Here is a 13,042-nt window from a genome sequence, read left to right on the forward strand (position 1 = left end):
ATCCTTCGAGACGCCTGCTGCGCAGGCTCCTCAGGATGACGGGTCAAATTCATCGAATTCGCTGTGCGGCACACCCAGAATCCACACAGGTAAGGCTGTCAATCCGCGCAAAAATCCCTAAGTTTCGGCCATGCCGAAAACAGCCTCCAAAGACCCCGCCAAGCCCGCTGAAAAGCCAGCTCCGAAGACCGCCCCCAAGCCCGTTGCCGCCAAGCCCGCGGCGAAGGGTGACCACGTGTTCCTGGTCGATGGCTCGTCCTACATCTTCCGCGCCTACCACGCGCTGCCGCCGTTGAACCGCAAGTCCGACGGGCTGCAGGTCAACGCCGTGCTCGGCTTCTGCAACATGCTGTGGAAGCTGTTGCGCGACATGCCGGACGACAATCGGCCGACGCATCTGGCGATCGTGTTCGACAAGTCGGAGATCACGTTCCGCAACAAGCTCTATCCCGATTACAAGGCGCACCGGCCGCCGGCGCCCGACGATCTGATCCCGCAATTCGCGCTGATCCGCGAGGCGGTGCGCGCCTTCGACCTGCCCTGCCTCGAGCAGGTCGGCTTCGAGGCCGACGATCTGATCGCAACCTATGCGCGGCTGGCGACCGAGCGCGGCGCCACCACGACGATCGTATCGTCCGACAAGGACCTGATGCAGCTCGTCACCGACAAGGTCGTGATGTACGACACGATGAAGGATCGCCGCATCGGCCGCGACGAGGTGATCGAGAAATTCGGCGTGCCGCCGGAGAAGGTCGTCGAGGTGCAGGCGCTGGCCGGCGATTCCACCGACAACGTGCCGGGCGTGCCCGGCATCGGCGTCAAGACCGCCGCGCAGCTGATCATCGAATATGGCGATCTCGATCAGCTGCTGTTCCGCGCCACCGAGATCAAGCAGCCGAAGCGGCGCGAGGCGCTGCTGGAGAATGCCGAGAAGGCGCGGATCTCGCGCCAGCTGGTGCTGCTCGACGACAAGGTCGAGCTCGAGGTGCCGCTCGACGATCTCGCCGTGCACGATCCCGATGCGCGCAAGCTGATCGCCTTCCTCAAGGCGATGGAGTTCACCACCCTCACCCGCCGCGTCGCCGAGTATGCGCAGATCGATCCGGCCAATGTCGACGCCGATCCCGGCAACAAGAGCGGCGCCAGCGTGTTCTCGCCGCTGCCGCCGTCGGATGTGACGCCGGCACCGGGAGAAGCGCCAACATCGGCCGCAGCGCCGCCGCCGAAAGCCAAGCCGACCGGCGCGCGCGACGACAAGAACTCCAACCGCAAGGGCACGCCGGCCACGCTGGCGGAGGCCCGCGGCGAGGCGATCCGCAAGACCGGCTTCGATCGCAAGGCCTACCAGACGATCGGCGGTCTCGATCAGCTCAACGCCATCGTCGCGCGGACGCACGACACCGGTTATCTCGCGATCGAGGCGATGTCGGAATCGATCGACCCGATGCAGGCCGAGCTGTCAGGACTGGCCTTGGCCGTGGCGCCCAACGACGCCTGCTACATCCCGCTCGGCCACAAGGCGCCCGGCGGCGGCGCCGGCCTGTTCGATGCCGGCCTTGCGCCCGGCCAGATCAAGACCGCCGATGCGCTGAAGGCGCTGAAGCCGCTGCTGGAATCGACCGGCATCCAGAAGGTCGGCTTCAACGTCAAGTTCACCTCGGTGATGTTGGCGCAGCACGGCGTCACGCTGCGCAACATCGACGATGCGCAGCTGATGTCCTACGCGCTCGATGCCGGCCGCGGCTCGCATGCGCTGGAGGCGCTCGCCGAGCGCTGGTTCGGCCATGCCGTCGTCAATTACGGCGGCCTGGTCGGCAGCGGCAAGGGCAAGCTGACCTTCGACCAGGTCACCATCGACAAGGCGACCGAGTATGCCGCCGAGAGCGCCGACGTGATCCTGCGGCTGTGGCGCGTGCTGAAGCCGCGCCTGATCGCCGAGCGGATGACGACGGTGTACGAGACGCTGGAGCGGCCGCTGGTGTCGGTGCTGGCGCGGATGGAGCGCCGCGGCATCTCGATCGACCGCCAGGTGCTGTCACGTCTCTCGGGCGATTTCGCCCAGACCGCGGCGCGCGTCGAGGCCGAGATCCAAGAGATCGCCGGCGAGCCGGTCAATGTCGGCAGCCCGAAGCAGATCGGCGACATCATCTTCGGCAAGATGGGATTGCCCGGCGGCACCAAGACCAAGACCGGCGCGTGGTCGACCACCGCACAGGTGCTCGACGAGCTCGCCGAGCAGGGCCACGAATTCCCGAAGAAGATCCTGGAGTGGCGCCAGGTCTCGAAGCTGAAATCGACCTACACCGACGCGCTGCCGACCTACGTCAACCCGCAGACCCATCGCGTCCACACGACCTACGCGCTGGCCGCGACCACGACCGGCCGGCTGTCGTCGAACGAGCCGAACTTGCAGAACATCCCGGTTCGGACCGAGGACGGCCGCAAGATCCGCCGCGCCTTCATCGCGGCGCCGGGCCACAAGCTGGTGTCGGCCGACTATTCCCAGATCGAACTGCGGCTGCTGGCGGAGATCGCCGACGTCCCGGTGCTGCGCCAGGCGTTCCGCGACGGGCTCGACATTCACGCGATGACCGCCTCGGAGATGTTCGGCGTGCCGATCAAGGACATGCCGAGCGAGGTGCGGCGCCGCGCCAAGGCGATCAATTTCGGCATCATCTACGGCATCTCGGCGTTCGGCCTCGCCAACCAGCTCGGCATCGCGCGCGAGGAAGCCTCGGCCTACATCAAGAAGTACTTCGAGCGCTTCCCCGGCATCCGCGCCTATATGGACGAGACCAAGGACTCCTGCCGCCGCAACGGCTATGTGACGACGCTGTTCGGCCGCAAAATGTACTATCCGGATATCAAGGCCTCCAACGCCTCGGTGCGCGCCTTCAACGAACGCGCCGCGATCAATGCCCGCTTGCAGGGCACCGCCGCCGACATCATCCGCCGCGCCATGATCAGGGTCGAGGACGCGCTCGCCGAGAAGAAGCTCACCGCGCAGATGCTGCTGCAGGTGCATGACGAGCTGATCTTCGAGGTGCCCGACAACGAGGTCGCGGCGACGCTGCCGGTCGTGCAGAAGGTGATGCAGGACGCACCGTTCCCCGCGGTGATCCTGTCGCTGCCGCTGCAGGTCGACGCCCGCGCCGCCAACAATTGGGACGAGGCGCATTAGCGCCAGCCTCTCTCGTCATTCCCCGGTGCGCAATTGCGCACCTGAGGGCTCGCCGCAGGCGAGAACCCGGAATCCATTCATCCGCGCGTTATGCGGCCCGATGGATTCCGGGCTCGTGCTTCGCACGCCCCGGAATGACGATGAGAGAGACCGGGCCGAGGCGCAACCCACATTGCTCCGAGTACAATTCCAGCATGGCCGCGCCTTGGATCACACGCTAGAACTGCGTGCATCCCCTCGCGAGACCCATGATGCCCCACACATCCGCCCTGCTCGGCTTTGCACTGGTCTGCCTCGGCATGGTGCTGACGCCGGGACCGAACATGATGTACCTGATCTCGCGTTCGATCACGCAGGGGCCGGCGGCCGGCATCGTCTCGCTCGGCGGCGTGGCGCTCGGCTTCGTGTTCTACATGCTGTGCGCGGCGTTCGGCATCACCGCGCTGCTGTTTGCGATCCCCTACGCCTATGACGCGCTGCGCTTCGCCGGTGCCGGCTATCTGCTGTGGCTGGCTTGGCAGGCGCTCAAGCCCGGCGGCCGCTCGCCGTTCCAGGTCAAGGCGCTGAAGATCGACGGCCCGCGCAAATTGTTCGCGATGGGCTTCCTCACCAATCTGCTGAACCCGAAGATCGCGATGCTTTATCTCGCGCTGCTGCCGCAGTTCATCGATCCCGCCGGCGGCAGCGTGCTGTCGCAGTCGCTCGCGCTCGGCTCGATCCAGATCGTGATCAGCGTCAGCGTCAACGCGATGATCGCGCTCGCCGCCGGCTCGATCGCCGTGTTCCTCGGCACCCGCCCGACCTGGCTCTTGGTGCAGCGCTGGCTGATGGGCACCGTGCTCGCAGGGCTAGCGATGAAGATGGCGCTCGAGGCGAGGAAGGCCTAGCAAGTACCCTCTCCCCCTGTGGGAGAGGGTGGCGAAATCGAGCGAAGCGAGATGAAGCCGGGTGAGGGGTTTCTCTCCACGAGCGCGTCTGCGGAAACAACCCCTCATCCGGCGCTGCGCGCTACCTTCTCCCACATGGGGAGAAGGGAAGAGTGCCTCCTCAATCCAGCTTCGCCTCCATGCCCCGCTTCGTCGCGGGGCGGGCCATCAGCGTTTCGTACCAGCGCTTGACGTTGGGGAAGTCGGCGAGATCGACCTTGTGGCGCGGGTGGCGCCAGGCCCAGCCGAGGACGGCGAAATCGGCGACCGAGAGATCGCCGGCGACGAAGTCGCGGCCGTCGAGCCGGCGGTCCAGCACGCCGTAGAGCCGCCGCGTCTCGGCCATGTAGCGCTTCAGGCCGTAGGCGCGATCCTGCTCGTTTTCCAGCGCGATGAAATGATGCACCTGGCCCGGCATCGGGCCGAAACCGCCCATCTGCCACATCAGCCACTCATAGACCGGGATCCGCTCCGCCAGCGGTTTCGGCAGGAACTTGCCGGTCTTCTCGCCGAGATAGAGCAGGATCGCGCCGGACTCGAAGATGCTGACCGGCTTGCCGCCGGGGCCATCGGGATCGACGATCGCCGGGATCTTGTTGTTCGGGCTGATCGCGAGGAAGGCGGGCGCCATCTGCTCGCCCTTGCCGATATTCACCGGGATCACCTTGTAGGGAAGGCCCATTTCCTCCAGCGCGACCGAGATCTTGCGGCCATTGGGCGTGTTCCAGGTGTGCAGCTCGATGGTCATTTCCGCTTCTCGTGCAAATGTTTGGCGCTTGCTTTAGGGGGAAGCCGGGAGCCGCACAACCCGCGCTTTCCGCACACCGCTGCGCCGAAATGGCGGCACCCCCACTGTTGACGGCAGGATTTACCCGCTGGAATGTGCCTGCTGCCGCCGATAGATTGCCGGCCGCCTCAAAGCCGCCAAAGAACCCCCAGAGGGAAAAAGCCTTGTCCAAATCAGCCTCCCGCGCCCGCCTCGCCGAGATCATCCGCAAGCGCTCGTTCGGCCGCGGCGAGATCACCTTGGCGTCGGGCCGCAAGAGCGATTTCTATTTCAACCTGAAGCCGACGATGCTCGATCCCGAGGGCGCAGCACTGCTTGCCGAGCTGACCTATGACGCCCTGAAGGACGACAAGCTCGATCTCGTCGGCGGGCTCGAGATGGGCGCGGTGCCGCTCGCCGGCGCCATCGCGCAGCTGTCCTGGCTGAAGGGTCATCCGATCGCGGCGTTCTTCGTGCGCAAGAAGCCGAAGGAGCACGGCGCGCGGCTCTCGGTCGAAGGGCTCGCCAAGGGCGAAACGCTGGTCGGCAAGCGCATCGTGATCGTCGAGGACGTCACCACCACCGGCGGCTCGGCGCTGAAGGCGGCGGAAGCGGTGCGCGAGGCCGGCGGCGAGATCGCCCTGGTCTTCACCATGGTCGACCGCGAGGAAGGCGCCACCGAGACCTTCGCCGAAGCCGGCTTGCCGTTCCGCGCGCTGTACAAGGCCGGCGAGTTCCTGAAGGACTGAGCTCTTTCGCGGCCGTCGCGGCCAGTTGCATAGGCCGCGCCCGTTTCTTGTGACGCCGTCACGCGCAATCAATCGCTCGTTTACCATCCCACCCTATGGTGAATCCGCCGGGGCTGCGCGTCGCCGCCCACGGCGCGTCGGGTGGAGTTGGCGTTGCGTACAGAGTTGAGTGATCGGCGCATGCGGCGCCGCGTGATGCTGGCCGTCGTGGCCTTTGCGGGTTCCATCCTGATCGTGCCCGCGCCCGTCTCGGCCGAAGGGCTGTTCGACTTCTTCTTCGGCGGTGTCCAGAAGCAGCAGGGCCGGCAGGCCCCGCCGCAGGCCAATTTCTTCGCCGATCCGTTCGGCCTCAACCAGCAGCCGGAACGGCAGACATCCGCGGCCTCGGCGCCACGCGTGGCCGGTTCCGGACCGGCCTATTGCGTGCGAACCTGCGACGGCAAGTATTTCCCGCTGACGATGCGCGGCAACGCCACGCCGGCGCAGCTCTGCCAGGCGTTCTGTCCGGCAAGCGCCACCAAGGTCTATTACGGCAGCCATATCGACAGCTCCGCCTCGAGCACCGGCGAGCGCTACGCCGACAGCGAGAACGCCTTCGCGTATCGCAAGGCGCTGCGCGCCGATTGCACCTGCAACGGCCGCGACCCGGCAGGACTTGCGCCGGTCGACCTCGCGCTCGACGCCTCGCTGAAGGCCGGCGACGTGATCGCGACCACCGACGGCCTGGTCGCCTATACCGGCGTCCGGGTCGGTAACGAGCAGGCGTTCGACTTCACCCCGGTCGCCTCCTATCCCGGATTGACCGCAGCGGTCCGCGCCCGGCTCGGCGAAATGAAGGTCGCTCCCGTCAGCGCCGAGATCGCGAGCGAGGCGCCGCTGGCGGAGACAGCGCCGTCGGCACCATCCTCGGTGGTGCCGAAGGGCAATGCCGCAAAGCCCGCCAAGCGGGCCGAGGCGAACTGACGGCGGACGCCGTCATTCCGGGATGGTGCGTAAGCACCAGACCCGGAATCTCGAGATTCCGAGTTCGATGCTTCGCATCGCCCCGGAATGACAGCACAACAACAATCAGCGCGCCACGATCACGCCGATCACATTCGGCGCGGCCAGGTATTTCTCCTCGATCGCGGCCCGCGCGGCGGCGCGGTTCTCCGGATTGAGGATGCCGCGCTTCTCGGCCAGGATCATCCAGCAATAGCCCCACCAGTCGGTCAGGATGCCCTGATCGTCGACGAGGTCGTAGCCCTGCTCGGCGGCGAAGATCCGCGCATGCGCTTCGTCGAGCGCGTCGAGCCAGGCGTGATCCTCGAGCGAGAACAGCTCGTCGCTGAAATCATCCGTGGTGTAGCCCCAGATCGACATGCAGACCGCATTGAACTCGCGATCGAGCTGGTCGTCGTCGATCGGCTGGCGCCGCGACGCCTGATGCAGCCGCGACAGCGAGCGGGCGAAATCCGCGATGCGGGTGAGAGCGAATTGATCGAAGGCGATGGTGGACATGTAGTCCTCGCGGAAGCTAGTAGACCCTAGATATTGTATCGGCACAGCGCCGAATCATAATGATATATCAACGACTTGCTAAAGTGTTCTTAATTCGTTCTGATCATTTAAAAGTCACTATCCATCGACGTCGTCCTGGCGAAAGCCAGGACCCATTACCCCGACACGCCGTCATTATCGCGAGCCTTGGCCACGCATGAGCACCGGCAGCTACTACGTCTACATCCTCGCCAGCCGCCATCACGGAACGATCTACGTCGGCGTGACGAACGACGTTCGCCTGCGGCTCGAACTGCATCGGTCGGGCCGAGGCTCCAAGTTTGTCTACAAATACCAAGTCTTCCGGCTCGTTCACCTCGAGGAATTCGCTACGCCGCAGGAGGCGATCGCGCGCGAGAAGCAATTGAAGTTCTGGAAGCGGGATTGGAAGATCAAGCTGATTGAGGCTGAAAATCCGGATTGGAACGACCGATCCGACCTCATTTGACAGTCGGGGTAATGGGTCCTGGCTTTCGCCAGGACGACGATGTGGTGCGAGCGTGCATTGTCGCCCCTTCACGCTGTGTGCAAAAGCAATTCGGGCCGCTGACTGACGCCAGCGGCCCGTTGAAAAATTGCTTCGGAATGAAATGCGTCGGAGCTAAAATATGTGCCCGCCCCACGAGCGACAGGTGTGGTTGTAAAGGACCTGTTAAGCCTTGGAAATCCGTATCACCACGGTGTTCCCGACCAGCGCATGAAGCCACGTTGCGCGGCGTTCAATTCGCGGCCGACAGCAGTCTGTCGCTGCGTTGAACCTGCCGCGGCGCAGGCTCCGCGCATCGCCGTGATGCACAGCACGCGCAACGCGGCGGCCGCGTACTCGATCAGCTCGTTCCGGCAACCATCGCAAAATCTCGGCGTTCGCAGGCGACGATCGCGCTGCAAGCGGCAGGCCCGAATGCCTGAATTCGGCCCGGTCCTTGCATAAAATCGCGGCAGTTGCGGTGCGTAACGGCTCTCGACGGTTTCGGTTGCAGCGCAACGCGCGTATCATTGCGTAGAGTTTGAACGGCGGGGATTGGCGTTGCAGGAACAAACAAACTATCCGGCCCTGAATCAGCCGGTCGATGAGCTGGCGCTGACCGAGATCAAGGGCGCGATCCTGGCCAAGCTGCGGCTCGCAATCGGCAAGGACGCCACCGTTGCGACGCGACGCGACTGGTACAAGGCCGCGGCGCTGGCGCTGCGCGACCGCATCGTGCACCACTGGCTGACCGCCGAGAAGCAGAGCTACGACGCCGGCGCCAAGCGGGTCTATTATCTCTCGCTCGAATTCCTGATCGGGCGGCTGTTCACCGATGCGCTGAACAATATGGGATTGTTGCCGCTGTTCGAGGCCGCGCTCGGCGACCTCGGCGTCGATCTCTCCGACCTGCGCAAATGCGAGCCGGATGCGGCGCTCGGCAATGGCGGTCTCGGCCGGCTCGCGGCGTGCTTCATGGAGAGCATGGCGACGCTGGCGATTCCGGCGACCGGCTATGGCATCCGCTACGATTTCGGCCTGTTCCGCCAGATCATGAACCAGGGCTGGCAGCAGGAATATCCCGACGAGTGGCTCGCCTTCGGCAACCCCTGGGAATTCCAGCGGCCGGAGGTGGTCTACAACGTCCATTTCGGCGGCCATGTCGAGCATGTCGACGATCGCGGCCGCGACCGCGCCACCTGGCACCCGGCGGAAACCGTCGAGGCGATGGCCTACGACACGCCGATCGTCGGCTGGCGCGGCCAGCACGTCAACGCACTGCGGCTGTGGTCGGCGCATGCGCCCGATCCGCTCAAGCTCGACGTGTTCAACTCAGGCGACTACGTCTCGGCCAGCGCCGAGCAGGCACGCGCGGAAGCGATCTGCAAATTCCTCTATCCGAACGACGAGAGCGCAGCGGGCCGCGAGCTGCGGCTGCGCCAGGAATATTTCTTCGTCTCGGCCTCGTTGCAGGATCTGGTGAAGCGGCACCTCGCCTCCGACGGCGGCCTGCGCAATCTCGCGCAGAAGGCGGCGGTGCAGCTCAACGACACCCATCCGAGCCTTGCGGTGACCGAGCTGATGCGCATCCTGGTCGACCTGCACAATTTCCGCTGGGACGAGGCCTGGAAGATCACGGTCGCGACGCTGTCCTACACCAACCACACGCTGCTGCCGGAGGCGCTCGAGACCTGGCCGGTCGAGCTGTTCGAGCGGCTGTTGCCGCGGCATCTCGAGATCATCTACCGCATCAACGTCGCCCATCTCGCGCTCGCCGAGGAGCGCTTCCCCGGCGACATCGAATATCGCGCCTCGGTCTCGCTGATCGACGAGCGCAGCGGCCGCCGGGTGCGGATGGGCCAGCTCGCCTTTGTCGGCTCGCACCGCATCAACGGCGTCTCCGCGATGCATTCCGATTTGATGAAGGAGACCGTGTTCCACGACCTGCATCATCTTTATCCGTCTCGCATCACCAACAAGACCAACGGCATCACCTTCCGCCGCTGGCTGATGCTGGCCAATCCGCGGCTGACCGCGCTGCTGCGCGAGACCTGCGGCGAGGCCGTGCTCGACGACTTCTCGCTGCTCGAACGGCTGGAGACCCATTCCAGCGACCTCGAATTCCAGAAACAGTTCCGCGACGTCAAGCATCACAACAAGCTGGCGCTGGCACGGCTGATCGGCGAGCGCAACAACATCAAGGTCGATCCGTCGGCGCTGTTCGACGTGCAGATCAAGCGCATCCACGAATACAAGCGGCAGCTGCTCAACATCCTGGAGACGATCGCGCTGTACCACGCGATGAAGGACAATCCGGGTGCGAACTGGGTGCCGCGGGTCAAGATCTTCGCCGGCAAGGCGGCGGCGAGCTACCGCTACGCCAAGCTGATCATCAAGCTGATCAACGACGTCGCCGAAATCGTCAACAACGACGCTTCGCTCGGCGGCAGGCTGAAGGTCGCCTTCCTCGCCGACTACAATGTCAGCCTCGCCGAGGTGATCATCCCGGCTGCCGATCTCTCCGAGCAGATCTCGACCGCCGGCATGGAAGCCTCCGGCACCGGCAACATGAAGCTGGCGCTGAACGGCGCGCTGACCATCGGCACGCTCGACGGCGCCAATATCGAGATCCGCGACGCGGTCGGGCCTGAGAACATCGCGATCTTCGGGCTGGAGGCCGGCGACGTGATGGTTCGCCGCAAGCAGGGGCTGGATGCCACTGACGTGATCCGCAAGTCGCCGCGGCTCGAGCGCGCGATCCGCGCCATCGAGAGCGGCGAGTTCTCGCCCGGCGATGCCGCGCGCTTCGCCTCGATCGGGCACGCGCTGCGCTATCTCGATCACTACATGGTCTCGGCCGATTTCGATTCCTACTACGACGCGCAGCGCGGCATCGACGCACGCTGGCAGGTGGTGCCGGCCTGGACCCGCGCCTCGATCCTCAACGTCGCACGGATGGCGTGGTTCTCTTCCGATCGCACCATCCGCGAATATGCCGAGGACATCTGGCACGTGCCGGTGCATCCGAGCGCGCCGCCGCTGCTGGGCACCCAGCGCGAGGCGAAAGGCTGACAGAGGTAATTCCCGGGTCGCGGAAATCGATGACGTCCGACGTCATTGAACTGGGCGTGGTCGCTGGGGTACTGCTTATCCAAACGCAAGCGTCATTGCGAGCGAAGCGACTTGTCCGCCGAAGCCTTGGCGAAGGCGGAAGCAATCCATCGCGCCGCATGTGCGGAAGGATGGATTGCTTCGTCGCTTCGCTCCTCGCAATGACAGCTGGACAGATTTGCAGTTAAGGAATTGCATGCTCATCAAGACTCCGCATTTGTTCGATGAAGCCACGGCCGTGACCGCCGGCGACAGCCGCTGGCAGGGGCGGACCAGCCCGGATTACTGGGCCTTTGTCGGCCCGTTCGGCGGCTGCACGGCAGCGACCATCCTGCGCGCGCTGATGCAGCACCCGCAGCGCGCCGGCGATCCGCTGGCACTGACGGTCAATTACTGCGCGCCGGTCGCCGAGGGCGCGTTCGATCTCGACGTGCGGCTGGTCAAGGCCAACCGATCGAGCCAGCACTGGTCGGTCGAGATGACGCAAGGCGGCGGCGAGGTCGCGACCTTGGCAACCGCGGTGTTCGCCGAGCGCCGTCCATCCTGGTCGCACCAGCCGGCGGCCTTTCCCGGCGCCGTGCCGTTCGAGCAGCTCCGCTCCTATCCGAAGCTCAAAATGACCTGGGCCAACCAGTATGACTTCCGTTTCGCCGAGGGCGAGCCGGCATTCGGCGGCGCCGGCGCGACGGAGCCGTCGAGCCCCTATTCAAAACTCTGGATCGCCGACCGCGTGCCGCGCAAGCTCGATGCGCTGTCGCTGATGTCGATGTCGGATGCGTTCTTCGGCCGCGTGTTCCACGCGCGGGGTGAGCTGGTGCCGTTCGGCACGGTGTCGCTGACGACCTATTTCCATGCCGACGCGGCCGATCTCGACACCGAGGATACCACCCGCGTGCTGGCGGTCGCCGACGCCAAGAGCTTCCACAAGAGCTACGGCGACCAGCACGGCGAATTGTGGTCGCCATCCGGCCGCCTGCTCGCGACCACGACGCAGATCGCCTATTTCAAGGCGTAGCCAAATATCCACATTGCTCTGCACCGACCGCATTGCCTATTTCAGGGGTTGGGGGAACATTGGCACGTCGCTGCTGTTCCACACCTCTGGGAGCATTGCTGCATGTCCGAAGCCGACACGTCAAAGCCCTCGCGCATCGCGCTGCTCGGCGTTCCGATCGAGATCGGCGCCTCGCAGGCCGGCCCGCTGATGGGACCGGACGCGCTGCGCACCGCGGGCATCGCGCGCCTGCTCGAGCAGCTCGACTTCCAGGTTGACGACCACGGCAATCTTGCGATCCCGCAGATCACAGCCGACGGCCCGGTGCCGGCCAACACCAGATTCTACGACGAGGTGAAGACCTGGACCCGCGCGCTGTCGGAGCGCGCCTACTGGCTGGCGCATTCCGGCGCGATTCCGATCTTCATGGGCGGCGATCACTCGCTGTCGATGGGCTCGATCAACGGCGTCGCGCGCTACTGGAAGGAGAAGGGCCGGCCGCTGTTTGCGCTGTGGGTCGACGCGCATGCCGACTACAACACCCCGGCCACCACCATCACCGGCAACATGCACGGCATGTCGGCGGCCTTCCTGTGCGGCGAGCCGGGTCTCGACGATCTGCTCGGCGGGCTGCCGCGCGCCTCGATCCCGCCGGATCAGCTCGCGCTGATCGGCACCCGCTCGGTCGACCCGCTGGAGCGCAAGCTGCTGCGGCAGCGCAACGTGTCGATCGCGGACATGCGCCAGATCGACGAGTTCGGCGTCGCCGTGCTGACCCGCCGCGTCATCGAGCGCGTCAGGGCGAAGAACGGCGTGCTGCATGTCTCGTTCGATGTCGACTTCCTCGATCCGGACATCGCGCCCGGCGTCGGCACCACGGTGCCGGGCGGCGCGACCTATCGCGAAGCCCATCTCATCATGGAGCTGCTGCACGATTCCGGGCTGGTGCGCTCGCTCGACATCGTCGAGCTCAATCCGTTCCTCGACGAACGCGGCCGCACCGCGCGCGTCGCGGTGGAGTTGATCGGCAGCCTGTTCGGTTTGCAGATTACGGACAGGCAGACGCCGAGCAACGCCGTGCTGCCGGAGATGGGCGAGTAGCGAATCCGCACTCCAGACCCGTCACCCTGAGGAGCGCGCACTTGCGCGCGTCTCGAAGGGTCGACGGCCACCGGCCGGCCGTTCATCCTTCGAGACGCGCTGCGCTCTCCTCAGGATGACGGGGATAGATATCGCCGCATAGCGCCATGAAGAAATCAAAACAAAAAGGCGGCCACGGGGGCCGCCTTTTCAGATCGCATCCCGCTTGC

Annotated in this window: 10 protein-coding genes; 8 read left to right on the forward strand and 2 right to left on the reverse strand. The window is 65.3% G+C overall.

The genetic code is table 11. The features are described 5' to 3' along the window. Positions 1–130 precede the first annotated feature (130 nt). Together polA and ACVINW_RS08035 are read left to right on the forward strand one after the other, a co-directional pair. A complete protein-coding gene (gene polA, locus ACVINW_RS08030; RefSeq protein ID WP_456750792.1) occupies positions 131–3,181 on the forward strand; it encodes a DNA polymerase I in 3,051 nt (1,016 codons plus the stop codon). A gap of 251 nt (positions 3,182–3,432) precedes the next feature. Beyond that, the gene (locus ACVINW_RS08035; protein ID WP_456750793.1) at positions 3,433–4,068 is read left to right on the forward strand and encodes a LysE family translocator; all 636 of its coding nucleotides are present in this window, start codon (positions 3,433–3,435) and stop codon (positions 4,066–4,068) included. Positions 4,069–4,228: 160 nt separating this feature from the next. Here ACVINW_RS08035 and ACVINW_RS08040 read toward each other — a convergent pair whose 3' ends face one another. After that, entirely contained in the window at positions 4,229–4,855 is a 627-nt protein-coding gene (locus tag ACVINW_RS08040) for a glutathione S-transferase family protein (protein ID WP_456750794.1), read from the reverse strand. A gap of 203 nt (positions 4,856–5,058) precedes the next feature. Here ACVINW_RS08040 and pyrE point away from each other — a divergent pair, with 203 nt between their 5' ends. Further along, complete coding sequence (gene pyrE, locus ACVINW_RS08045) at positions 5,059–5,622, forward strand: orotate phosphoribosyltransferase (protein ID WP_456750795.1); 564 nt, start codon at positions 5,059–5,061, stop codon at positions 5,620–5,622. Positions 5,623–5,802: 180 nt separating this feature from the next. Further along, the gene (locus tag ACVINW_RS08050) at positions 5,803–6,585 is read left to right on the forward strand and encodes a DUF2865 domain-containing protein (protein ID WP_456750796.1); all 783 of its coding nucleotides are present in this window, start codon (positions 5,803–5,805) and stop codon (positions 6,583–6,585) included. 105 nt (positions 6,586–6,690) lie between these two features. Here the strand turns inward: ACVINW_RS08050 and ACVINW_RS08055 are convergent, their stop codons facing one another. Further along, positions 6,691–7,122, reverse strand: a complete 432-nt coding sequence (locus tag ACVINW_RS08055) for a hypothetical protein (RefSeq protein WP_456750797.1) — start codon at positions 7,120–7,122, stop codon at positions 6,691–6,693. 196 nt (positions 7,123–7,318) lie between these two features. Between ACVINW_RS08055 and ACVINW_RS08060 the strand changes: the two genes are divergently transcribed. The 4 genes from ACVINW_RS08060 to rocF all read left to right on the forward strand — a co-directional run bounded on the left by ACVINW_RS08060 (position 7,319) and on the right by rocF (position 12,833). Then, on the forward strand, positions 7,319–7,609 hold the full coding sequence (locus ACVINW_RS08060) for a GIY-YIG nuclease family protein (protein WP_456750798.1): 291 nt from the start codon (positions 7,319–7,321) through the stop codon (positions 7,607–7,609). A 573-nt stretch (positions 7,610–8,182) separates the two neighbouring features. Next, positions 8,183–10,699 (forward strand): glycogen/starch/alpha-glucan phosphorylase, encoded by a 2,517-nt coding sequence (locus ACVINW_RS08065; RefSeq protein WP_456750799.1) that lies wholly within the window; start codon positions 8,183–8,185, stop codon positions 10,697–10,699. A 235-nt stretch (positions 10,700–10,934) separates the two neighbouring features. Then, the gene (locus tag ACVINW_RS08070) at positions 10,935–11,753 is read left to right on the forward strand and encodes an acyl-CoA thioesterase (RefSeq protein WP_456750800.1); all 819 of its coding nucleotides are present in this window, start codon (positions 10,935–10,937) and stop codon (positions 11,751–11,753) included. 102 nt (positions 11,754–11,855) lie between these two features. Further along, positions 11,856–12,833 carry an arginase gene (rocF, locus tag ACVINW_RS08075; protein WP_456750801.1) on the forward strand — a complete coding sequence of 326 codons (978 nt, stop codon included), beginning with the start codon at positions 11,856–11,858 and terminating at the stop codon, positions 12,831–12,833. Positions 12,834–13,042: the final 209 nt, after the last annotated feature.

The sequence above is a fragment of the Bradyrhizobium sp. USDA 4461 genome, from assembly GCF_054055655.1.